Origin of the sequence: Kitasatospora sp. NPDC059646, assembly GCF_042734615.1 — a bacterium.
GTDB lineage: Bacteria > Actinomycetota > Actinomycetes > Streptomycetales > Streptomycetaceae > Kitasatospora.
This window is the reverse complement of the sequence record NZ_JBHWDS010000017.1, coordinates 54,217-76,353: the sequence shown is the minus strand read 5'-3', so window position 1 is coordinate 76,353 and position 22,137 is coordinate 54,217. Positions and strand designations below refer to the sequence as shown.

16 protein-coding genes are annotated in these 22,137 nt (G+C 73.7%); 8 read left to right on the top strand and 8 right to left on the bottom strand.

The genetic code is table 11. The features are described from left to right. Window positions 1-6 precede the first annotated feature (6 nt). From ACFV1L_RS14840 to ACFV1L_RS14825, 4 genes are all read right to left on the bottom strand, one after another. Window positions 7-495, bottom strand: coding sequence for a hypothetical protein (locus ACFV1L_RS14840; RefSeq protein ID WP_380365897.1), 489 nt, complete (start codon window positions 493-495; stop codon window positions 7-9). A gap of 155 nt (window positions 496-650) precedes the next feature. Then, on the bottom strand, window positions 651-2,405 hold the full coding sequence (locus ACFV1L_RS14835; RefSeq protein ID WP_380365895.1) for a DEAD/DEAH box helicase: 1,755 nt from the start codon (window positions 2,403-2,405) through the stop codon (window positions 651-653). Window positions 2,406-2,592: 187 nt separating this feature from the next. Continuing rightward, window positions 2,593-2,796, bottom strand: coding sequence for a cold-shock protein (locus tag ACFV1L_RS14830; RefSeq protein WP_380242719.1), 204 nt, complete (start codon window positions 2,794-2,796; stop codon window positions 2,593-2,595). A gap of 310 nt (window positions 2,797-3,106) precedes the next feature. Beyond that, a complete protein-coding gene (locus ACFV1L_RS14825) occupies window positions 3,107-5,269 on the bottom strand; it encodes an MMPL family transporter (protein WP_380365893.1) in 2,163 nt (720 codons plus the stop codon). A 506-nt stretch (window positions 5,270-5,775) separates the two neighbouring features. On the opposite strand from ACFV1L_RS14825, the gene ACFV1L_RS14820 reads away from it, so the two are divergent. From ACFV1L_RS14820 to ACFV1L_RS14810, 3 genes are all read left to right on the top strand, one after another. Beyond that, window positions 5,776-7,983 (top strand): MMPL family transporter, encoded by a 2,208-nt coding sequence (locus ACFV1L_RS14820; protein WP_380366005.1) that lies wholly within the window; start codon window positions 5,776-5,778, stop codon window positions 7,981-7,983. Window positions 7,984-8,020: 37 nt separating this feature from the next. Beyond that, window positions 8,021-8,908, top strand: a complete 888-nt coding sequence (locus tag ACFV1L_RS14815) for a phosphotransferase enzyme family protein (protein WP_380365891.1) — start codon at window positions 8,021-8,023, stop codon at window positions 8,906-8,908. A gap of 131 nt (window positions 8,909-9,039) precedes the next feature. Continuing rightward, window positions 9,040-10,017, top strand: coding sequence for a polysaccharide deacetylase family protein (locus tag ACFV1L_RS14810; protein WP_380365889.1), 978 nt, complete (start codon window positions 9,040-9,042; stop codon window positions 10,015-10,017). Between the two features lie 77 nt (window positions 10,018-10,094). Here the strand turns inward: ACFV1L_RS14810 and ACFV1L_RS14805 are convergent, their stop codons facing one another. Together ACFV1L_RS14805 and ACFV1L_RS14800 are read right to left on the bottom strand one after the other, a co-directional pair. After that, entirely contained in the window at window positions 10,095-10,802 is a 708-nt protein-coding gene (locus ACFV1L_RS14805; RefSeq protein WP_380365887.1) for an exonuclease domain-containing protein, read from the bottom strand. Window positions 10,803-10,905: 103 nt separating this feature from the next. Beyond that, window positions 10,906-12,159, bottom strand: a complete 1,254-nt coding sequence (locus ACFV1L_RS14800) for an SAV2148 family HEPN domain-containing protein (protein WP_380365885.1) — start codon at window positions 12,157-12,159, stop codon at window positions 10,906-10,908. Window positions 12,160-12,571: 412 nt separating this feature from the next. Between ACFV1L_RS14800 and glgX the strand changes: the two genes are divergently transcribed. The 3 genes from glgX to treZ are packed head-to-tail and all read left to right on the top strand — an operon-like array spanning window position 12,572 to window position 18,877. Beyond that, window positions 12,572-14,695 carry a glycogen debranching protein GlgX gene (gene glgX, locus ACFV1L_RS14795; protein ID WP_380365883.1) on the top strand — a complete coding sequence of 708 codons (2,124 nt, stop codon included), beginning with the start codon at window positions 12,572-12,574 and terminating at the stop codon, window positions 14,693-14,695. Between the two features lie 58 nt (window positions 14,696-14,753). Continuing rightward, window positions 14,754-17,144 carry a malto-oligosyltrehalose synthase gene (gene treY, locus ACFV1L_RS14790; protein ID WP_380365882.1) on the top strand — a complete coding sequence of 797 codons (2,391 nt, stop codon included), beginning with the start codon at window positions 14,754-14,756 and terminating at the stop codon, window positions 17,142-17,144. Beyond that, on the top strand, window positions 17,144-18,877 hold the full coding sequence (treZ, locus tag ACFV1L_RS14785) for a malto-oligosyltrehalose trehalohydrolase (protein ID WP_380366003.1): 1,734 nt from the start codon (window positions 17,144-17,146) through the stop codon (window positions 18,875-18,877). The genes treY and treZ overlap by 1 nt, the downstream gene beginning before the upstream one ends. 1 nt (window position 18,878) lies before the next feature. Here treZ and ACFV1L_RS14780 read toward each other — a convergent pair whose 3' ends face one another. Next, complete coding sequence (locus tag ACFV1L_RS14780; RefSeq protein ID WP_380365880.1) at window positions 18,879-19,784, bottom strand: transketolase family protein; 906 nt, start codon at window positions 19,782-19,784, stop codon at window positions 18,879-18,881. Between the two features lie 73 nt (window positions 19,785-19,857). Continuing rightward, window positions 19,858-20,574 (bottom strand): transketolase, encoded by a 717-nt coding sequence (locus ACFV1L_RS14775; protein WP_380365879.1) that lies wholly within the window; start codon window positions 20,572-20,574, stop codon window positions 19,858-19,860. Window positions 20,575-20,640: 66 nt separating this feature from the next. Between ACFV1L_RS14775 and soxR the strand changes: the two genes are divergently transcribed. Together soxR and ACFV1L_RS14765 are read left to right on the top strand one after the other, a co-directional pair. Continuing rightward, window positions 20,641-21,132: a redox-sensitive transcriptional activator SoxR gene (gene soxR, locus ACFV1L_RS14770; RefSeq protein ID WP_380365877.1), complete on the top strand. Its 492-nt coding sequence runs from the start codon at window positions 20,641-20,643 to the stop codon at window positions 21,130-21,132. Between the two features lie 106 nt (window positions 21,133-21,238). Beyond that, on the top strand, window positions 21,239-22,087 hold the full coding sequence (locus ACFV1L_RS14765; protein ID WP_380365876.1) for an SAM-dependent methyltransferase: 849 nt from the start codon (window positions 21,239-21,241) through the stop codon (window positions 22,085-22,087). Window positions 22,088-22,137: the final 50 nt, after the last annotated feature.

Genomic DNA, 22,137 nt, shown 5'->3' with positions numbered 1-22,137 from the left:
TGACGGTCAGTCGGCGAGCCGCGCCCGCGCCCACGGATCCGGGCAGCGCCCGGCCGCCTCCCGACGCGCCGTCAGGAACCGCTGCGCGAGCGGCCCGTCCTCGGCGTCCGCCCACCGCCACGCGCCCGCCGCGCACACCTGCCGCAGCGGGTCGCCGCCCTCCACCGCGGCCACCAGCTCCTCCTGCAGCCGCCGGCGGCCGCCCACCGCCACCAGCACCTGCGCCAGCCAGCGCGGCGAGGACGGGTCGTCGTCGGCCAGCAGCGCCGCCAGCACCAGCGGGTACGCCCGGTGCGCCGCCGGCCGGTCCGCCTCCAGCCTGCGGTACGCCGCCTGCCGCTTGTGGCCGATCCGGTGGTACTGCACGTAGCCGGGGGCGCGCTCGGCGAGCCGGGCGACCCGCTCGTCCGGCGGCACCTCGACGACCACGCCCAGCGCCGCCAGCAGCGCGTCCAACGCCGCCTCCTGGGCGTCCAGCCGTTCCTGCTGCTCCATCCCGACCGCCTCCGCCTCCGCCTCCTCGACGCCGGACCCGCACGCAGGGGAACGCCGCTGCCCGCCGGAACGCTCCTCCGCCGGTCCGCACTCCCGGCGGACTGCTCTTCCGGCGGACCGCTCTCCCGGCGCCTGAACGCCGGAGCGGCGCAGCGCTAGTCGGCCTTGCGCCGCTGCCGCCCCGTCCCGTAGTTCGAGCCGCTCTTCGACCCGGAGCCCGGCTTCGCCCGCCCGGACGCCTTGCCGATGAAGCCCGCCGCCATCTGCGAACTCCCGCCGCCGGGGCGCTGCTTGGGCCGGGGGCGGCGCGGGTTGCCGCTCATGTCGACGTCCTTGGGCAGCCCGCCGGAACGCTTCGCCGGGCGGCGCCGCGCCTCCCCGTCCACCGGCTTCGCCCCGCCGCGGCCGCGGCCGCGGCCGTCGGTGGCGGGCTCGGCGACCGCCGTCGCAGCGGCCACGGCCGGGGTCGGCAGCAGGACCGCCACGCCGGACGGCGTCCTCGCGCCGGTGATGCGCTTCAGCTCGCCGTCCTCGGGGCGGACCTTGGTGATGGTGGGCCGGATGCCGGCGATGCTCATCAGCCGGTTGACCTCGCGGCGCTGCTCGGGCAGCACCAGGGTGACCACGGTGCCGGACTCGCCGGCCCGGGCGGTGCGGCCGCCGCGGTGCAGGTAGTCCTTGTGGTCGATCGGCGGGTCGACGTTGACGACCAGGTCGAGGCCGTCGATGTGGATGCCGCGGGCGGCGACGTTGGTGGCGATCAGCGCGGTGACCTGGCCGTCCCGGAACTGGTCGAGGACCCGGTTGCGCTGCGGCTGCGACTTGCCGCCGTGCAGCGCGGCGGCGACCACGCCGTGGGCGCGCAGCTGCTTGGCGAGGCGGTCCGCGCCGTGCTTGGTGTGCACGAACATGATCACCCGGCCCTCGCGGGCGGCGATCCGGGCGGTGGTCTCGGCCTTGTCGGCGGGGTCGAGCTGGAGCAGGTGGTGGTCCATGGTGGTGACCGCGCCGGCCGACGGGTCCACCGAATGGGTGACCGGGTCGCTGAGGAAGCGGTTGACCAGCCGGTCCACGTTGCGGTCCAGGGTGGCGGAGAACAGCATCCGCTGCCCGCCGTCGGCGACCTGCTCCAGCAGCTTGACGACCTGCGGCAGGAAGCCCATGTCGGCCATCTGGTCGGCCTCGTCGAGGACGGTGATCGCCACGTCGTCCAGCCGGACGTCGCCGCGCTGGATCAGGTCGTCCAGCCGGCCGGGGGTGGCCACCAGCACCTCGGTGCCGCGGCGGACCTGGTTGGCCTGCCGGGTGATCGACATGCCGCCGACCACGGTGGTGATCCGCAGGCCGAGGACCCCCGCGTAGGGGGCGAGCGCCTCGGTGACCTGCTGGGCGAGTTCGCGGGTGGGCACCAGCACCAGGGCCAGCGGGTGCCGGGCGGCGGCGCGCTTGCCGGCGGTGCGCACCAGCAGCGGCAGGCCGAACGCCAGGGTCTTGCCGGAGCCGGTGCGGCCCCGGCCGAGGACGTCGCGTCCGGCCAGCGCGTCCGGCAGGGTCGCGGCCTGGATCGGGAACGGCTCGGTCACGCCCTGCGCGCCCAGTTCCTTCATCAGCCCGGACGGGAGGTTCAGTTCGGCGAAGCTCGCCGCCGCCGGACGGGACGGGGTGCCCTGCACGGGCGTGAAGTCCTCGGCGGGCGCGGCGGCGGCAGCGGTGCCCCGGCGCGGACGGCGCGGGCGCTCGTTGCGGGCCTGCTCACCGTCGCGGGGCGACCCGGCGCGCGGCGAACCGCCACGGCCCTCACCGCTGCGGGCGGCGCCACTGCGGGACGCGCCGGTGCGCGGCTTGCGGGTCCGGGACTGGTCTCCGCGCGAAGCGGACGGGCCGGACTGCGGACGGGACTGCTCGGGCATGCGTGTTCCTCTTCCTGAGGCCGTCGGCCGGCGCGCGGGGTGCGCGGCGGCGGGGAGTCGGCCGTCGGGAAGCGGGAGGCAGGCAGGGCAGGGGCCGCCCCGGCCGTCGGGCGGCATGCACGAGGGCCCGTACCTGGTGGAGGTACGGGCCCTCGCCTGCAGCAAATGAGTCGGCGTCAGCCGGGACTCAGATGGCGCGGATGTTCTCCGCCTGCGGGCCCTTCTGGCCCTGGGTCACGTCGAACTCGACCTTCTGGCCCTCGATGAGCTCACGGAAGCCCGTGGACTGGATGTTCGAGTAGTGGGCGAAGACGTCGGCGCCGCCGCCGTCCTGCTCGATGAAGCCGTAGCCCTTTTCGCTGTTGAACCACTTCACGGTGCCGGTAGCCATAACCGTCTCCACTTTCACTGGGGCGTTGGGGCACACACCTCGTGCGCTCCACGTAGCCGCGATCCCCATCCGGAGACTAAACACCGGACAAAACAAATGCGCCTGTCGGTTGATACCAGCAGGCGCACACACACGTTCATGGGAACCAATACTGCAACTGCTTCGACAATAGCACGGCCACCCTCGTCAACGGCGGCAAAAGTTCCGCTGGTCACACCGTGTTTCGGGCCGACGCCGAGGGGGCATGCGGTCCGGTTGGACCGCATGCCCCCTCACTCAGGGCGGCCGGAGGCTACCCGTGCGTGGCCGTTCAGGCCCGGCCGGCGGGCTGCGGCTCGCGCGCGCCGACGGCCTCGGGGCCGTGGTCGGGCATCGCGCCGTGACCGGGCCACCAGGCCTTCTTGCCCAGCAGCGCGGTGATCGCCGGGGTGAAGAACATCGCCATCACGAAGGCCGCCAGCACGATGCCGATGGCCAGCGCGAAGCCCAGCTCGGCGAACAGCACGTTGCCCGCCAGCATGAAGGTCGCGAACGACGCCGCCAGGATGAAGCCGGCCGCGGCGACGGTCGGGCCGGCGTGCCGGACCGCTTCCTTGGCCGCCTCGCGCGGGTCGCGGCCCTCGCGGGCCTCCTCGCGGAGCCGGGCGATGATCAGGATGTTGTAGTCGGTGCCGATCGCCACCACGAACAGGTAGATGAAGATCGGCAGCATGAACATCAGACCGGGCTGGGTGCCGATCTTGAGGAAGGCCACCGTCGTGGCGCCCAGGGTCGCGGCGAAGCCGAGGCCGACCGAGGCCATCAGGTACCAGGGGGCGACCACGCTCCGCAGCTGGAGGCCCAGGATCAGCAGGATCAGCACGCCCGCCACCGGGAAGACCAGCTTGTAGTCGTGGGTCATCGCCAGGTTGATGTCCTTGTACACCGACGAGGTGCCGCCGACCAGGGCCTCGGTGCCGGCGGGAGCGTCCGCGTGGGCGGCGGTGCGCAGCTCGGTGACGGTGTCGATGGCCGCGTTGCTGGCCGCGGCGTCCTTGAGCATCACGGTGAAGTCGGCGGTGGTGCCGTCCTCGCTGAGCTTGTGCTCGGCCTGGACCGTGGCGACGCCGGGGACCTGGCCGAGCTTGGCGCCGAAGCCGTCCAGCGCGGCGGCGTCGAGCTTGGCGCCGTTCTTGCCGGTGACGAAGACGTGCGTGGGGTCGGCAGCGCCGGCCGAGAAGCCCTTGGTCAGGGCGTCCATGACGACCATGGACTCCTTGTCCTTCGGCATCATGCTCTTCGCCATGTCGAAGGTGCCGGTGTAGCCGAGGCCGGCCAGCGAGAGGACCACCAGCAGGCCGCCGGAGGCCAGCGCGATGATGCCGGGGCGGCGGCCGACGACCTTGCCGAGCTTGTGGAAGCGGGCGCCGGTCGGCTCCTGCATCCACTTGCGGCCGGGCCAGAAGGTGGCCTTCGCGGGGATGACCGAGAGCAGCGCGGGGGTCAGGGTGAGCGAGGCCAGCGCGGTGACGATGACGGAGATCGCCAGCGCCGGGCCGAGCGAGGTGAACATGCCGAGCTCGGAGAGCAGCAGCACCGCGAAGGCGACGGTGACCGCGCCGGCCGCCGAGGCGATCGCCTCGCCGACCCGGCCGACGCCGTTGGCGACGGCGGCCTTGCGGTCGTCGCCGGCCCGGAGCCGCTCGCGGTAGCGGAACATCAGGAACAGGAAGTAGTCGGTGCCGACGCCGAGGATGACGACGATGTCGATCGCCGAGGCGATCGGCGAGGACTTCAGGTCGAAGATGTCGGTGACGAAGGCGATCAGGCCGCTGGCGGCGATCATCGGGAACAGCGACAGCAGCACCGGCAGCCAGCCGACCAGGATGCCGCGGAAGATCACGCCGACGATGACCACGATCAGCACGATGGTGGCGACCATGGTGATGGCGTCGGTGGCGCTGGAGGACTCCTTCTGGTCCTGCGCCATCGCGGCCTGTCCGCCGACCTGGAACTTCAGCGCGGTGCCCTTGGCGAGCTCCTTGCCCTCGTCGCGCAGGTCCTTGGCGGCCTTGGGGTACTCGTCGGTCTGCATCTTGGTCTTGTCGATGGAGACCATGCCCATCGCGTAGTGACCGTCCTGCGAGACGGTCTTCCCCGGCATCGGGGGGATGACCTGCTCGACCAGGGGTATGTGCTTGTCGGTCAGGCCCTGGGTGATCCTGGCCATGTCGGCCTTGTCGGCGTCGGTCAGCGCGCCGCCGTCGGTGCGCTCGAACATCAGGATCGCGCCGGGGGTGAACTCGGCCGGGAACTTGTCCTGCTGGACGACCGAGGCCCGGATGGACTCGTAGTGCTTCGGCAGGAACTCTGACTCGTCGGTCGAGGCGCTCAGCTTCGGGGCGCCGGCGACCAGCGCGATGGAGCCGATCACCCAGGCGATGATCACCCACCACGCCCGCTTGACGACGAAGTGTCCAAGTCGGTGGAACATGCTCGAAATGCCTCCTGGGCATGGTTCACCGCAGCCGGGGGACGGGGACCGGACAACGGCTGGACCGGCGCGCGGAACCCCCACAGGGCCTAGCCGGTCGGCAGGTAAGGACTAGCGAGCATCCTACGGGACCTTGCTTGCCGACCGGCAAGTGGGTTTCGTCTGTGCCCCCTAGGGGCGGCCACGGAGCCTGCCCCGCACCATCGTCACCCGGCCGCACCCCCTCCCACCTCGTGCCCGGGGTGGAGATCGCTCCCCCTCAGGGTGGACTCCCGGCTGCCCTCAAGGAGGAGAGCCCGACCCCGCAGGTAGGGATAACCCCCTACTCCGCCCTGGGGGCAGGTCCAGGGAGAACTCGGTGACTAGCCGGATGGTCCGTCAGAACCCCGGCTCATAGCGTCTGGTGTGCCGCCGGAAGCAGCACCGCGGCCCACCGACCCGGGCGGCCCCGCACCGCCCGACACCCCTGGGGGACACCTACCGTGAAGCATGGAATCGCCGCCACGATGGGGGCCTGGAGCGCCCGTCACAGAAAGACCGCGGTCTTCGGCTGGCTGCTCTTCGTCGTCCTCGCCGCCTACCTCGGCGGCGTGCACGGCGCCACCAAGATCACCGACTCCGAGTCGATGCCGGGCCAGGTCGCCCGCGCCGCCAAGATCCTGGACGACGCGGGCCTCAAGTCGCCGGCCGGCGAGACCGTCCTGGTGCAGAGCCGCACGCTGACGGCCGACGACGCCTCGTTCAAGGCCGTCGTCGACCAGGTCGCGGCCGCCGTCCGGGGCACCGGCAAGGTCGGTGAGCTGCACAGCCCCTACGAGACCGGCGCGGTCTCCGCCGACAAGCACTCGGCGCTGCTCCAGTTCACGGTCGCCGGGGAGGACCGTACCAAGGCCGTCGAGAACGTCCCGGCGGTGACGGACGCGGTGGCCGCCGTGCAGAAGCAGCACCCCGACCTGGTGGTCGAGGAGTTCGGCGAGGCCAGCGCCGGCAAGTGGTTCAACGACCAGTTCACCGACGACTTCGCCCGCGCCGAGTGGACGGCGGTGCCGCTCGCCCTGGGCATCCTGCTGGTCGCCTTCGGCGCGCTGGTCGCCGCGGTGCTGCCGGTGGTGCTGGCGATCACCGCCTTCGTCGCCGCGTCCGGTCTGGTCGCACTCTCCTCCGGCATGCTGCACACCAGCAACGACGCCTCCTCGGTGATGCTGCTGGTCGGCCTCGCGGTCGGCGTCGACTACTGCCTGTTCTACCTGCGCCGCGAGCGCGAGGAGCGGGCCGCCGGGCACGACGCCGAGACGGCGCTGCGGATCGCCGCCGCCACCAGCGGCCGCGCCGTGCTGGTCTCCGGCATCACCGTGGTGGTCGCCATGGCCGGCATGTTCCTCACCGGCATCGCCACCTTCAAGGCGATGTCCTTCGCCACCATCCTGGTCGTGATCACCGCCGTGCTCGGCTCGCTGACGGTGCTGCCCGCCCTGCTCTCGATGCTCGGGGACCGGGTGGAGAAGGGCAGGGTCCCGCTCCTGCACCGCCTGCGCCGCGGCGGCGGCGAGGGCAGCCGGGCGTGGAACAGGATCCTCACCCCGGTGCTGCGCCACCCGCTGGCCGCCGCCGGCCTCGCCACCGCCGCCCTGCTGGCGATCGCCTCGCCGACGCTGACGATGCACACCGCCAACCTGACCTTCGAGCAGCAGCTGCCCAAGGGCAACGCCCTGGTCGCCACCTCGCAGCGGATCCAGGAGGCCTTCCCCGGCACCCCCTCCCCCGCCACCGTGGTCGTCAAGGCGAAGGACATCTCCTCCCCGGAGATGACCAAGGCCCTCGCCGACCTCCGGTCCGAGGCCCTCGCCACCGGCCGGATGCACGGCCCCACCGCCCTGACGGTGCACGCCGCGCAGAACGTCGCCACGGTCGACATACCGCTCTACGGCACCGGCAACGACGCCGCCTCCGCCGAGGCGCTGAAGGTGCTGCGCGAGCAGGTCGTCCCCGCCACGGTCGGGAGGATCGCCGGCACCGAGGCCCCGGTCACCGGCAGCACCGCCGGCTCGGTCGACTTCAACAAGCAGATGTCGGGCTCGATGCTCCCGGTCTTCGGCTTCGTGGTCGCCTTCGCCTTCCTGCTGATGCTCTGCTCGTTCCGCTCGCTGTCCGTCGCGGTCACCGCCGTGCTGCTCAACCTGCTCTCGGTCGGCGCCGCCTACGGCGTGCTGACGCTGGTCTTCCAGCACGGCATCGGCGCCTCGCTGGTCGGCACCGCCGGTGTCGGCGCGGTGGAGAGCTGGATACCGCTGTTCCTGTTCGTGATCCTGTTCGGCCTGTCGATGGACTACCACGTGTTCGTGGTCTCCCGGATCAAGGAGGCGCACGACCGTGGCCTGCCGACCGGCGCGGCCGTCGCGCACGGCATCCGCACCACCGCCGGCGTGGTCACCAGCGCCGCCGTGATCATGGTCGGGGTGTTCGCCGTCTTCGGGACGCTGTCCATGCAGGTGATGAAGCAGATGGGCGTCGGCCTGGCCGTCGCCGTCCTGATCGACGCGACGGTGATCCGCGCCGTGCTGCTGCCCGCCGTGATGTCCCTGCTCGGCGACCGGAACTGGTACCTGCCGCGCTGGCTGCACTGGCTGCCGCAGCTGGAGGGCGAGGCCCCCGCGCCGGCACCGGCCGGCACCGGCGCGCACCGCGGCCGCGGCGAACACGAACTGGTGGGCTGACCCCCGGGCCGGGCCCCGGTTCGCCGACAATGAGCAGGTGATCTTCGACGAATCGGGGGCCCGTGCCCTCCTGCAGCAGGCGTGCGCCCCGGCCGGTCTCGACCCGGCCGGGGCCGCGCTCATCTCGCTCGGCCAGAACGCCGTCTTCGACCTCCCGGAGCTCGGCCTGGTCGCCAAGGTCGGCCGCACCCCCGGCTCGGCCGACCGCGCCGCCCGCGAACTCGCGCTGGCGAGCTGGCTGGACGGGGCGGGCGTGCCGGTGGTCCGCCCGGCCGGCGCCGCCGTGCACCTGGCCCAGGACCACCCGGTCACCCTCTGGCACCGCCTGGAGCCCGCCGTGCGCCCGGCCCGGCCCGCGGACCTCGCGCCGCTGCTGCGCGCCCTGCACGCGCTGCCCGCCGAGCCGGCCCCGCCGGTGGCGCTCGGCCGCCGCGACCTGCTGGCCCCGGTGGACGGTTGGCTGGCCGCTGCGGACGGTCACATCGCCCCGGCGGACGCCGCCTTCCTCCGTGACCGGAAAGAGAGCTTTGTCACCGCAATTTCCGAATTGACCCCTTTTCTCCCTCCGGGCCCGATCCACGGCGACGCGCTGCCGCGCAACGTGCACATCGGCCCGGACGGCCCGGTGCTGCTCGACCTGGAGTACATGGCCTCGGACCTGCGCGAGCACGACCTCGTGGTGCTGGCGCTCAGTCAGGACCGCTACGGCGTACCGGCGGAGGAGGTCGCGGCGTTCAACGCGGCCTACGGCTGGGACGTCCGCGAGTGGCCGGGCTTCGCGGTGCTGCGCGGCGCGCGGGAGACCGCGAGCGCGGCGTGGGTGGCGCAGCAGTCGCCCGGGAACCCGTCCGCCGCGGCCGAGTTCCGTCGCCGCGTCGACTCGCTGCGTGACGGCGGGGCGGCAGTACGCTGGTTCGCGTTCTGACCGCTTCCGTTCGGTGCCCGCCCTGTGGCGCAGCGCACACCCGGACGGAACCACCTCGTTCGTGCCTGGCGTCTCATCCGAGCAGACGCCCCCGCCGCGCAGGCGACAGGTACGACGTCAGGAGTCGTTCCATGGTGAAGTCCCGCATATCCGTCCGTCGTCGTTATCTTCTTCTCGGTGCCTCCGCACTGCTCGCCCCGGCGCTGCTGGTGGCGTGCGGTGCGCACGGCACTCCCACCGCGGCGGGGGACGCCGCGCAGCACTCGGCCTCGCCGAGCACGAGCACGACGCCGAGCGCGAGCGGGACCTCCTCGGTGGCGGCCCGGCCGACGCCGGGTCCGGGCGCCGCCGAGTCGTCGCCGTTCGCCACGCCGAGCCAGGACCCGACGACGCCGACCCGGACGCCCTCGCCGTCCGCGCCGCGCACCGCCCCGTCCACGACGGCCGACCCGGGCACGCCGGCCCCGGCCGCCTCGCAGCCGTCCGGCGGCCAGCAGGGGCACGCCCCGGCCGGCAACGTGCTGCGGCACACCGCCTCCGGCGGCAGGACGGTGGCGCTGACCTTCGACGACGGCCCGGGCCCGGCCACCGGCCAGGTGCTGGACCTGCTGGCGAAGTACGACGCGAAGGCGACGTTCTGCGAGATCGGCGACAACGCGAAGACCCGCCCGGCGGCCGTGCAGCGGATCCTCGCCGAGGGCCACCGCCTGTGCGACCACACCGTGGACCACCCGCAGCCGATGCACACCCAGTCGCACCAGCAGCAGGTCGCGGAGATCGGCGACGCCAAGGCGATGATCGACGCCGCCGCCGGCGGCGACGCCGGGATGACCTGGTGGCGCGCCCCGGGCGGCGACTTCACCGCGGAGAACGAGAAGATCGGCGCCGACCTGGGCATGAAGTCCCTCGGCTGGACGGTCGACCCGCGCGACTGGTCCCGCCCGGGCGTGCAGGCGATCGTCAGCAACGTGCAGCAGAACCTGCGCCCGGGCGGCGTGGTGCTGATGCACGACGGCGGCGGCGACCGCAGCCAGACCGTGGCGGCGCTCAAGCAGTTGCTGCCGTGGCTGGTGGCGCAGGGCTACACGTTCGACTTCCCGCAGTCCTGACGGCCCGTCCGCCGGCCGGGGCGGGCGCCGCTCGGGGACCGGGCCCGGGCGCCCGCCGACCGGCCGTCAGGCGGCGCTCAGGAGGCGGCCTTGAGCGGCCAGCGCGGGTCGACCGTGGCGGCCGGGTCCTTGCGGCGCAGCCAGGCCTGCAGGTCGGTGGCCCAGGCGCGGTACCAGTCGATCTGCCGCCGGTGGAGTTCGTCCAGCGGCAGGTCGCCGGCCTGGTCGGGGTAGCGGTGGCCGAGGGCGACGGCGACCCGGACGGCGGCGAGGGCGTCGCTGCCGGCCTCGTGGGCGTCGTGGAGTTCGACGCCGTAGACCTCGCAGACCCGCTGCAGGGTGCGGGAGCCCTTGCGGTACTTGTCGAGGGCGCGGTCGACGACCATGGCGTCGACCACGGGGGTGACCGGCCCGCCGAGGCGGTCGGCGAGGGTGGGGCGGCCGTGGCGGCGCAGTTCGGCGTCGAGCAGTGACAGGTCGTAGGGCGCGTTGAAGGCGACCACGGGCCGGCCGGCGGCCAGCCGCTGGTGCAGGGCGCGGGCGATCTCCTCGACCGCCTCGGCGGCGGGGCGGCCGTGGGTGCGGGCCTCGGTGTCGGTGATGCCGTGGATGGCGGTGGCCTCGGCGGGTATCGGGACGCCGGGGTCGATCAGCCAGTTGGTGGCGGTTTCGACGCGGCCGCCGAGGGTGTCGACCACGGCGGCGGTGACGATCCGGGACTCCTCCGGGTCGGTGCCGGTGGTCTCCAGGTCGAAACCGGTGAGCGGCCCCTTCCACCAGGTCATGGGGTGTGTCCTTCCGTCAGCACTGCCAAGACGCCGACCATCATCGCCTGCCGCTGTGACAGCGTCGGCGGCGCGTCCGCTCCGGCGGGCGGAAGGCCGCTGGTCAGGACACCGCCCGGGAGTCTCCCCAGAGGTCCTCGAACTCCTCCCGGTAGACCTCGAGCAGGCCGGGTTCGGTGCCGCCGGCCTCCTGTCCGGCGCCGCCGCGCAGCACCAGGGCGGGCGATTCGATGCCGCGGGCCCTGCGCAGGTAGGGCTGGACGACGCCGAGGTCGCTGGAGCGGCGCCGGCCGCCGGCGCCGGTGGTCCGCTGGCCCTCGACCAGGTAGGCGGTGAACCGGGGCAGTTCGTCGAACACCCGGATCTCGAAGCTGCCGGGGTCGCGCAGCCGGGCCCGGACCCGCCGCACGTGCATGATGTTCATCTCCACGGAGCGCCCCAACTCGCCGCGCCCGATGCCGAGTTCGCGTTCGCGGCGGCGGACGGCGCTGCTCGCCGGGTTGAGGAACAGCAGCCGGACCCGGCAGCCGTCGGCGGCGAGCCGGACCAGCCGCTTGCCGGTGTAGTTCTGGCAGAGCATGCCGAGGCCGATGCCGACGGCGTCGAGCCGGCGGGCGCCGTCGAGCAGGTCCTCGACGGGCAGGTCGCGCTGGAGCCGGACCCGGTCGGGGTGGACGGCGACCACGTCGGCGAAGCGGCCGGCCACCAGCGCCTCGACCACGTCGGCGGGCACGCCGCCGTGCGCGCCGTCGAGCAGGGCGAGCAGCCGGGCGGCGGCCCGCTCGGTCTGGTCGAGGACGGTCTGCGTCAGCGCCCGGTTGCGGGAGACCACGTGCCGGGCGACCTCCAGTTCGTCCAGGGCGAGCTCGATCTCCCGGCGGTCCACCAGGTGCGGTTCGAACAGCGGCCAGTGCTGGACCATCAGTTCGCGCAGCTGCGGCAGGGTGAGGAAGACCAGCGGGTCGTCGTCGACCGGGTCGAGCAGGTAGCCCTTGCGGCGGGAGACCTCGCGGACGGCGGCGGCCCGGTGCACCCACTCCTCGCCGACCGGTCCGGCGGCGGCGGTCACCCACTCCTCGCCGTGCGCGGGCGCGTAGACGGGGCGCAGCACCTCGTCGACGAGGGCCCGCATCCGCTGCTCGACCAGGTTGAGCCAGACGTAGGCGCGGCCGGCCAGCCGGACCCGGCGGTAGGCGTCGTCCCACTGCTCGGCGGCCCAGGCGGGCGGCATGCCTTCGGCGGGGCCGCCCTGCGGGGGCAGCGGTCCGCGTCCGCCGCCGGTGCGGACGACCAGCGTCGGGGCTTCGCTGCTGCCGGCCCGCGGGTCGTGTCCGTCGCCGCCGGCGGGGTACCCCATCCGCTACCTCACCTCTCGCCCGCCGCCCACCGGCTGACGGGTCGTCCGCTGACTCGGTCCTCCATGACGGCCCTGGTCGTTCGCCGCACGGGCCCGGGGTTCTCGAGGTCCGGACGATCAAGGGTATCGCCCCCGGTGGCCGTCACACAGCCCTCTTGACAGCATGCGGGGCGGCGTCCGACGGTCCGTCACCACCCGGTCGCGGCCGGCTGTCCGGCCCGACACCGGGGGCACCCGTCCGGGCGAACAACGGACGAATGGACGCGGAGTTCGGCCGACCTGCGGGGAGGATGCGAGTGTGCTGTGCGTCATGCCCGTCGCGCCACCGACGCCCGCACGTGCTCGGGCGCTCCACCGGGTGACCACCCGAAGGAGCGCCGTTTCGGTTTTGGCAGTGGGAAGTTGAGGACACATGCAGGTCTGGCCGGGGCAGCCCTACCCGCTCGGCGCCACCTATGACGGCGCGGGCACGAACTTCGCGGTGTTCTCGGAGAGCGCGGACCGGATCGAGCTCTGCCTGATCGCCGAGGACGGTTCGGAGACGGCGGTCGAGCTGCGCGAGACCGACGCGTTCGTGCGGCACGCGTACCTGCCGGGCGTCCAGCCGGGCCAGCGGTACGGGTTCCGGGTGCACGGCCCGTACCAGCCGGGGCTGGGCCTGCGGCACAACGCGTCGAAGCTGCTGCTGGACCCGTACGCGAAGGCGATGGGCGGGCACATCGACTGGGACGAGTCGGTGTACGGCTACCACTTCGGCGCGCCGGAGCGCCGCAACGACCTGGACTCGGCGCCGCACACCATGCACTCGGTGGTGATCAACCCGTACTTCGACTGGGGCACCGACCGGCCGCCGCGCACCGACTACCACCGCACGGTGGTGTACGAGGCGCACGTGAAGGGCCTGACCAGGCTGCACCCGGGCATCCCGGAGGAGATCCGCGGCACGTACGCGGGCCTGGCGCACCCGGCGGTGATCGAGCACCTGGCGAAGCTGGGCGTGACCGCGATCGAGCTGATGCCGGTGCACCAGTTCGTCCGCGACCACCGGCTGCGGGACCTGGGCCTGTCGAACTACTGGGGCTACAACACGATCGGCTTCTTCGCGCCGCACTCCTCGTACTCCTCGACGGGGGACGGCGGGCAGCAGGTGCAGGAGTTCAAGTCGATGGTGAAGGCGCTGCACGCGGCCGGCATCGAGGTGATCCTCGACGTGGTCTACAACCACACCGCGGAGGGCAACCACCTCGGTCCGACGCTGTCCTTCCGGGGCCTGGACAACGCCTCGTACTACCGGCTGGCGAAGGACCGGCGGTTCTACGAGGACACCACCGGCACCGGCAACTCGCTGCTGATGCGCTCCCCGCACGTCCTCCAGATGATCATGGATTCGCTGCGGTACTGGGTCACCGAGATGCACGTGGACGGCTTCCGCTTCGACCTGGCGGCGACACTGGCCCGGCAGTTCCACGAGGTGGAGCGGCTGTCCTCGTTCTTCGACCTGGTCCAGCAGGACCCGGTGGTCTCCCAGGCCAAGCTGATCGCCGAGCCGTGGGACCTCGGCGAGGGCGGCTACCAGGTCGGCAACTTCCCGCCGCTGTGGACGGAGTGGAACGGCAAGTACCGGGACACCGTCCGCGACTTCTGGCGCGGCGAGCCCGCCACCCTGGCCGAGTTCGGCTCCCGGCTGACCGGCTCCTCCGACCTGTACCAGGACGACGGCCGCCGCCCGATCGCCTCGATCAACTTCGTCACCTGCCACGACGGCTTCACGCTGCGCGACCTGGTCTCGTACAACGACAAGCACAACGAGGCCAACCGGGAGGACAACCGCGACGGCGAGTCCTTCAACCGCTCCTGGAACTGCGGCGCGGAGGGCGACACCACCGACCCGGCGGTGCTCGACCTGAGGGCGCGTCAGCAGCGCAACTTCATCGCCACCCTGATGCTCTCCCAGGGCGTGCCGATGCTCTCGCACGGCGACGAGCTGGGCCGCACCCAGCGCGGCAACAACAACGCCTACTGCCAGGACTCCGAACTGACCTGGCTGGCCTGGCCCGGCCCGGGCTCCGAGCAGGCGGACAGCCGGCTGCTGGAGTTCACCCAGGGCATGATCTGGCTGCGCCGCGACCACCCGGTGTTCCGCCGCCGCCGGTTCTTCCACGGCCGCCCGGTCTCCGGCACCCACGACGCGCTGACCGACATCGCCTGGTTCACCCCGGGCGGCGAGGAGATGACCAAGAAGGACTGGTCGACCTCGTACGCGAAGTCGCTGACGGTCTTCCTGAACGGCAACGCCATCTCCGAGCCGGACCGGCGCGGCGGCAAGATCGTCGACGACTCGTTCCTGCTGATGTTCAACGCCCACTCGGAGCCGATCACCTTCACCGTGCCGGCCGGGCACGGCGAGGCCTGGCAGGTCGTCGTCGACACCTCGCTGCCCGCCCTGCCCGCCCCCGGGACCGGGCCGCGCGCCAAGGCCGGCGACACCCTGCACCTGCTGGACCGGTCCCTGATGGTCCTTCAGCGACCGGCGTAGGGACGCCCGTTCGGGGCAATGGGCGGTAGCGCTCCACCGGCCCGGGTAGGGATCGGGTATGACGTCAGCCGCCGCACGCCCCTCGACGGCCCGCTTCCCGACCGCCACCTACCGGCTCCAGCTCCAGCCGGACTTCACCCTGCACGACGCCCGCCGGGCGGTGCCGTACCTGGCGGCGCTCGGCGTCTCCCACCTGCACCTGTCGCCGCTGCTGGAGGCCGTGCCCGGCTCCACGCACGGCTACGACACCGTCGACCACGGCCGGGTCGCCGCACAGCTGGGCGGCGAACCCGCGCTGCGCGCACTCGCCGCCGAGGCCCGGCGGCACGGCCTCGGCCTGATCGCCGACGTGGTGCCCAACCACATGGCGCTGCCCGTCCCCGAACAGCTGAACCGGCCGCTGTGGCAGGTCCTGGCGAACGGCCCCGACGACCCGTACGCGGCCTGGTTCGACATCGACTGGACGGCCCAGCCCGGCCCGGCCGACGCCCCGGAGCGCGGCCGGCTGCTGCTGCCGCTGCTCGGCGACCGGCTCGGCGCCGAGCTCGACCGGCTCACCGTCGACGGCGAGGTGCTGCGCTACCACGACCACGCCTTCCCGCTGCGCCCCGGCACCGCGCACCTGCCGCTCCCGGAGCTGCTGGACCGCCAGTGGTACCGGCTGGCCTGGTGGAAGCTCGCCGACGAGCAGGTCAACTACCGGCGGTTCTTCACCGTCAACGAGCTGATCGCGGTGCGGATGGAAGTCCCCGAGGTGTTCGAGGCGACGCACGCGGTGCTGCTGCGGCTGCACCGCGAAGGCGTCCTGGACGGCTTCCGGATCGACCACCCCGACGGCCTCGCCGACCCGCGCGGCTACCTGCGGCGCCTCGCCGAGGCCACCGGCGGCGCGTACACCGTGGTGGAGAAGATCCTCACCGGCGACGAGCGGCTCCCCGCCGACTGGCCGTGCGCGGGCACCACCGGCTACGACGCGCTGCGCCGCATCGACGGGGTGCTGACCGACCACCGGGGCGCCGAGCAGCTGGCCGCCGCCTACCGCCGCGACGTCGCCGACCCGGCGGACGCCGCGGCCTCGGCGCGGACCGGCCGCGCCGAGATGGTCGCCCCGGACGGCGAGCTGGCCGCCGAGACCGACCGGCTGGCACGGCTGGTCGGGCGGATCTGCGCGGACGGCCCCGAGCTGGCCGACCACTCGCCGCTGGCGGTGCGCCGGGCGCTGGAGGGCCTGCTGACGGAGTATCCGGTGTACCGGCCGTACGTGGTGCCCGGCGAGCCCGCCCCGCCGGCCGCCGTCGAGGCGCTCGCCCCGCCGGACGGCGCGTCGGACACCGAGCGGCTGGTGCGCCGCCTGGCGCTCGGCGAGCTGGGCCGCTCCCCCGCGAAGGACGAGTTCTGCCACCGCTTCGCCCAGACCGCCTCGGCGGTGGCGGCGAAGGGCGTGGAGGACACCGCGTTCTACCGCTTCAACGCGCTGCTGTCGCTCAACGAGGTCGGCGGCCTGCCGGAGCGCCCCGGCGTGCCGGTGGCGGACTTCCACCGCTGGTGCGAGCGGCAGGAGCGGGACTGGCCGCACGCCATGACGGCGCTGTCCACGCACGACACCAAGCGCAGCGCGGACGCCCGGGCCCGGCTCGCCGTGCTGGCCGAGCTGCCGGAGGCGTGGGCGGCGGAGTGCGCGGCGTGGACGGTGGCGGCCGGCCCGTGCCCGGACCGGCCGTCCGCGTGGCTGCTGTGGCAGACCCTGCTGGCGGCGTGGCCGCTGTCCGAGGAACGGCTGCTGGGCGTGGTGCTGAAGTCGGTCCGGGAGGCGAAGCGCCGCACCTCGTGGACGGAGCAGGACGAGGCGTACGAGCAGCGGCTCGCCCAGTACGTGCGGGGTGCGCTGGCCAACCCCGGGCTGTGCCCGCGGATCGCCGGGTTCGTCGGACTGCTGGAGCCGTTCGCCCGGGTGAACTCGCTGTCGGCTGCGCTGCTGCACCTGCTGGTGCCGGGCGTGCCGGACGTGTTCCAGGGCGGCGAGGAGCCGCTGTACACGCTGGTCGACCCGGACAACCGGGCGCCGGTGGACCTCGACGCGCTGGCGGTGCGCCTGACCGACGCCGCCGCGCCGCGCCCCGGCGACCTGGCCAGGGAGAAGCTGCACCTGACCACCACCGCCCTGCACCTGCGCCGCTCCGGCGGACTGGGCGCCCACCGGCCGCTGTCCGGGTCGGGCCCGGCCGCCGAGCACCTGGTGGCGTTCGCCCGCGGCGAGCGGGTGATCGCCGCGGCGACCCGCCTGCCGTACGGGCTGCACCGGGCGGGCGGCTGGCGGGGCACCGTGCTGGAGCTGCCGCCGGGCCACTGGACGGACCGGCTGGCGGGCCGTCACTTCGTCGGCGGGCCGGTCGAACTGTCGTATCTGTTCCAGCAGTTGCCGGTGGCGCTGCTGGTGGAGGGGGAATGATGCGGTACCGGGTGTGGGCGCCGGCGGCCAGGGTGGTCGAGGTGGAGGTCGGGGCGATCCCCTACCTGCTGGAGCGCGACCCGGCCCGCCCGGGCTGGTGGCACGGCGACGGCCCCGACGGCGACTACGGCTTCCGCATCGACGGCCGCCCGGCGCTGCCCGATCCGCGCTCCCCCCGGCAGCCGTCCGGCCCGGACGGGCTCAGCCGCCCGGTCGACCACACCGCGTTCCGCTGGTCGGAGACGGCCTGGCGGGGCCGCCCGCTGCCGGGCGCGGTGGTGTACGAGCTGCACGTGGGCACCTTCACCCCCGGCGGCACCTTCGACGCGGCCGCCGCCCGCCTCGACCACCTGGTCGAACTCGGCGTCGACTTCGTCGAGTTGATGCCGGTGTGCCCGTTCCCCGGCCGCCACGGCTGGGGCTACGACGGGGTCTCGCCGTGGGCGGTGCACGAGCCGTACGGCGGCCCCGACGGGCTGAAGCGCTTCGTCGACGCGGCGCACCTGCGCGGCCTCGGCGTGATCCTCGACGTGGTGCACAACCACCTCGGCCCGTCCGGCAACCACCTGCCCGCCTTCGGCCCGTACTTCACCGACCGGCACCACACGCCGTGGGGCTCCGCCGTCAACCTGGACGCGCCGGGCTCGGACGAGGTGCGGGCGTACCTGATCGGCAGCGCGCTGGCCTGGCTGCGCGACTACCGGATCGACGGGCTGCGGCTCGACGCGGTGCACGCCCTGGCGGACGACCGGGCGCTGCCGTTCCTGGAGGAACTCGCCGCCGAGGTCGAGAAACTGGCGGAGGCGACCGGCCGCCCGCTGTTCCTGATCGCCGAATCCGACCTGAACGATCCGCGCACCACCGCGCCCCGCCCGGCCGGCGGCCTGGGCCTGACCGCGCAGTGGAGCGACGACTTCCACCACGCCCTGCACGCGCTGCTGACCGGCGAAGGACAGGGCTACTACGCGGACTTCGCCGCCGACCCGTGGGCGGCTCTCGCCAAGACCCTCACCCAGGGGTACTTCCACGACGGTAGCTGGTCCTCGTTCCGGGGCCGCTCGCACGGCCGCCCGTTCCCCGCCGGGTACGGGCACCGGCTGCTGGGCTACGCGCAGACCCACGACCAGGTCGGCAACCGGGCCACCGGCGACCGCCTCTCCGCCTCGCTGCCGCCCGGCCGGCTCGCCGCCGCCGCCGCGCTGGTCCTCACCTCCCCCTTCACCCCGATGCTGTTCATGGGCGAGGAGTGGGGCGCGTCCACCCCGTGGCAGTACTTCACCGACCACACCGATCCGCAGCTCGCCGAGGCCGTCCGGCAGGGCCGCCGCCGGGAGTTCGCCGAGCACGGCTGGCGCGCCGAGGACGTCCCCGATCCGCAGGACCCGGCCACCGTCCGGGCCTCCACCCTGGACTGGTCCGAGCCCGGCCGCGCCCCGCACGCCGAACTCCTCGCCTGGTACCGGACGCTGATCCGGCTGCGGCGCGCCGCCCCGGAGCTGGCGGACGGCGACCTGGCGGCCGTGCGGGTGCGCCACGACGCGGCGGCGGGCTGGCTGGCCGTGCACCGCGGCCGCTACCGGGTGCTCGTCCGGCTCGGCGGCGAGCAGCCCGCCGCCGTCCCGCTGGAGGGCGAACTCGCAGCGCTGGAAGCCGCGTTCGGCGACGTGCAGGCCGGCCCGAACGGCGCGGCGCTGCTCGGGCCGGACTCGGTGGCGGTGCTGCGGACCGCCTGAGTCACCACAGGAACGAGGCGATCCGGCCGTGCAGGTGGGCCGCGTCCAGGCCGTACGCCGCCAGGTGCTCCGGCAGCGACCCGTAGTGCCGGTGCTCGGCCACCGGCACGCCCAGCCCGAGGACGCGGTGCGGCAGCTGCTCCAGCGCCCGGTGCGCCTCGCGCTCCGAGGTGCCGGCCAGGTACGGCTCGACCAGCACCACGTCGCCCCGGTCGCCGACCGCCGCCCGCAGGCCGGCCGCGTCGAACGGCCGCACCGTCGCCGCGTACAGCACCGTCACGTCGAGCGTCTCGGTGGCCTCCAGCACCGCGTCCAGCATCGGGCCGACCGCGAGCACCACGCCGCGACCGCCCTCACGGACCGTCAGGAACCGCCCCGGGACGACCGGCCGCGCCTCCCGGTTCTGCTGGACGGACAGCCGCACGTACTGCAGGCTGTCGCCGGCCGCGACGGCGTGCCGCAGCAGCAGGTCGGCCTCGGCGGGATGGCCGGGGACGTGCACGTGCCAGCCGGGGAGGGTGTCCAGCAGCGCGACGTCGCCGGGCGCCATGTGGGTGCGGCCGCCGGCCGGCCAGTCGTAGGAGCCGGCGGCGCTCACCAGCACCGCGCCGACGCCCTGGTGGACCAGGTCCAGCTTCACCTGCTCGAAGGGGCGCTCGATCAGGAAGCTGGCGAAGGTGTGCGCGATCGGCCGCATCCCGGTCAGCGCCAGCCCGCCCGCGGCCCCGATCAGCAGCTGCTCGCGGATGCCGACGTTCACCACCCGGTCCGGGTGGGCGCGGGCCGCCCCCGCGAACTGCGCGGCGCCGATGTCGGCGAGCACCAGCGCGGTGCGCGGGTCCTGGTCGAGCAGCTCGGCAGTGGTCAGCGCGAACTGGTCGCGCATCGTCAACTCTTCGGTGGTCATCGCGCGTCGTCTCCGCTCTCGGCCGTTCTCTGGGTCGGTTCTCGGGGTCGGTTCTCGGGGTCGGTTCGTGGGATCAGTTCTTGGGTTCGACGCGGGCCACCACCACGTGCGGGCGGCCCGGGTGCGGGGCGGTGAACGCCCGGTACAGCTCCTCGTGGTCGCGGCCGTCCACGGTCGCCGTCGACCAGCCCTCACCGGCGAACCGGGCCGCGATGCCACCGCTCCAGCCGTGCGTGGCCGAGGAGTTGTCGATCACCACGGCGTGCAGCCGCTCCAGCCCGTACGCGCCGGCGAAGGCCACCGCCTCGTGGTTGCTGCCCTCGTCGAACTCGGCGTCACCGATCAGCACCCACACCGCCGGCGACTCCAGGCCCTGCGCCCGCAGCCCCAACGCCGTGCCGACCGCCAGCGGCAGCCCGTGGCCCAGCGAGCCGGAGCCGATCTCCGCACCGGGCACCAGCAGCCGGTCCGGGTGGTGGCCGAGCGGCGAGTCGTACGCGCCGAAGCTCGGCAGCAGCTCCACCGGGAAGAAGCCCTTCGCGGCCAGCACCGCGTAGTACGCCATCGGGCCGTGGCCCTTGGACAGCAGGAACCGGTCCCGGTCCTGGGCGTCCACCGTCTCCGGGCGGACGTTCAGCACCCGGTCGTACAGCACCCACAGGGCGTCCAGGGTGGAGGTGGCGGCCGGCGTGTGCTTCTCGTCGCCGGTCATCAGCGAGATCAGGTGCGGCAGGTCGTCCCGGCCGAGCGCGGGGGCGCTGCCGAGGGTGCTCGTTGCGTCGCTCGTCATGGCCACGAGCATCCAACTTCAAGCCCGCTTCAAGTCAAGCACCGACCGGCGGTAGGCTCCGGGGGCATGACGCCCTCCCGGCACGACCGCCTCACCATCGGCCAACTCGCCGAGCGCAGCGGCCTCGCCACCTCCGCGCTGCGCTACTACGAGAGCCTCGGCCTGATCCACTCCGAGCGCACCACCGGAAACCAGCGCCGCTACGCCCGCTCCACGCTGCGCCGGATCGCCTTCGTCCGGGCCGCCCAGCAGGTCGGCCTCTCCCTGGACGAGGTCCGCACCGCCCTCGCCCGACTCCCGGACGACCGCGCCCCCACCCCCCGCGACTGGCACTCCGTGGCCGGCGCCTGGCAGCACCGCATCGACCGGCAGATTGCCGAACTCCAGCAGATGAAGGCCAAGTTGACGGGATGCATCGGCTGCGGCTGCCTCTCCCTGAGCCGCTGCGCGCTGTACAACGCCGACGACCGCGCCGGCGCCGCCGGACCGGGCGCCCGCTACCTGCTCACCCGCGACCCGGACGACGGGCCCGAGCCCGCTGTCGGACCCGAGGGATAGCCTTGCCCCGCCGCCGGGCGACCGGATTCGGCCATCCGTCGTCGAACCGGTTTCCCGGCCGTCTATGCTGCCCCCGAAAGCGCGTTCCACCGACGGGGGGCCGGACATGACCGATCATCAGGAGATCTCGCTCGACTGGATGTCCGGCGAACAGACTCCGCCGCCGTCCGCCGAACTGCGCCCCGAAGTGCCGCACCCGGCCCGGATGTACGACTACTACCTCGGCGGCAAGGACAACTTCCCCGCCGACCGGGCCGCCGCCGAGAAGGTGCTCGCGCTCAGCCCGCTGGTGCGGATCAGCGCGCTCGCCAACCGCGCCTTCCTGCAGCGCGCCGTCCGCACCCTCGCCGAGCAGGGCGTCCGCCAGTTCCTCGACATCGGCACCGGCATCCCCTCGGCGGGCAACACCCACGAGATCGCCCAGTCCGTCGCCCCCTCCGCCCGGGTCGCCTACCTGGACAACGACCCGATCGTGCTGGTGCACGGCCGGGCCCTGCTGGCCGGTGCCCGGCCGGGCAGCGTCGGCGTCCTGCAGGCCGACCTGCGCGACCCCGAGGCGATCCTCGCCGACCCCGCCGTCCGCGAACTGCTCGACCTCGACCGGCCGGTGGCCCTGCTGCTGTTCGCCATCCTGCACTTCGTCGACGACGCGGACGACCCGTACGCCATCGTCCGCACCCTGGTCGACGCCCTGCCCTCCGGCAGCTACCTGGCGCTCTCGCACGCCACCGCCGACTTCGTCGACCCGGCCGAGGCCGGGAAGGGCCCCGCCGTGTACCGCGCCGCGACCGCGCAGCTCACCATGCGCACCCGCGAGCAGGTGCTGCGCTTCTTCGACGGCCTGGAACTGCTCGACCCCGGCCTGGTCACCGCCCCGCTGTGGCGGCCCGACCAGGCCCCGCAGGACACCGACGGCCAGGTCGCCATCTGGTCCGGCGTCGCCCGCAAGCCCTGACGCCCGGCACCGCCCGGCGGCGGTGCGATCATGGGACTCCCCTCACCGAC

Excerpts from the sequence above, each read along its gene's own strand:
- ACFV1L_RS14840 (WP_380365897.1), bottom strand. The coding sequence starts at position 495 with ATGGAGCAGCAGGAACGGCTGGACGCCCAGGAGGCGGCGTTGGACGCG.
- ACFV1L_RS14835 (WP_380365895.1), bottom strand. The coding sequence starts at position 2,405 with ATGCCCGAGCAGTCCCGTCCGCAGTCCGGCCCGTCCGCTTCGCGCGGA.
- ACFV1L_RS14830 (WP_380242719.1), bottom strand. The coding sequence starts at position 2,796 with ATGGCTACCGGCACCGTGAAGTGGTTCAACAGCGAAAAGGGCTACGGC.
- ACFV1L_RS14825 (WP_380365893.1), bottom strand. The coding sequence starts at position 5,269 with ATGTTCCACCGACTTGGACACTTCGTCGTCAAGCGGGCGTGGTGGGTG.
- ACFV1L_RS14820 (WP_380366005.1), top strand. The coding sequence starts at position 5,776 with ATGGGGGCCTGGAGCGCCCGTCACAGAAAGACCGCGGTCTTCGGCTGG.
- ACFV1L_RS14810 (WP_380365889.1), top strand. The coding sequence starts at position 9,040 with ATGGTGAAGTCCCGCATATCCGTCCGTCGTCGTTATCTTCTTCTCGGT.
- ACFV1L_RS14805 (WP_380365887.1), bottom strand. The coding sequence starts at position 10,802 with ATGACCTGGTGGAAGGGGCCGCTCACCGGTTTCGACCTGGAGACCACC.
- ACFV1L_RS14800 (WP_380365885.1), bottom strand. The coding sequence starts at position 12,159 with ATGGGGTACCCCGCCGGCGGCGACGGACACGACCCGCGGGCCGGCAGC.
- glgX (WP_380365883.1), top strand. The coding sequence starts at position 12,572 with ATGCAGGTCTGGCCGGGGCAGCCCTACCCGCTCGGCGCCACCTATGAC.
- treY (WP_380365882.1), top strand. The coding sequence starts at position 14,754 with ATGACGTCAGCCGCCGCACGCCCCTCGACGGCCCGCTTCCCGACCGCC.
- treZ (WP_380366003.1), top strand. The coding sequence starts at position 17,144 with ATGCGGTACCGGGTGTGGGCGCCGGCGGCCAGGGTGGTCGAGGTGGAG.
- ACFV1L_RS14780 (WP_380365880.1), bottom strand. The coding sequence starts at position 19,784 with ATGACCACCGAAGAGTTGACGATGCGCGACCAGTTCGCGCTGACCACT.
- ACFV1L_RS14775 (WP_380365879.1), bottom strand. The coding sequence starts at position 20,574 with ATGACGAGCGACGCAACGAGCACCCTCGGCAGCGCCCCCGCGCTCGGC.
- soxR (WP_380365877.1), top strand. The coding sequence starts at position 20,641 with ATGACGCCCTCCCGGCACGACCGCCTCACCATCGGCCAACTCGCCGAG.
- ACFV1L_RS14765 (WP_380365876.1), top strand. The coding sequence starts at position 21,239 with ATGACCGATCATCAGGAGATCTCGCTCGACTGGATGTCCGGCGAACAG.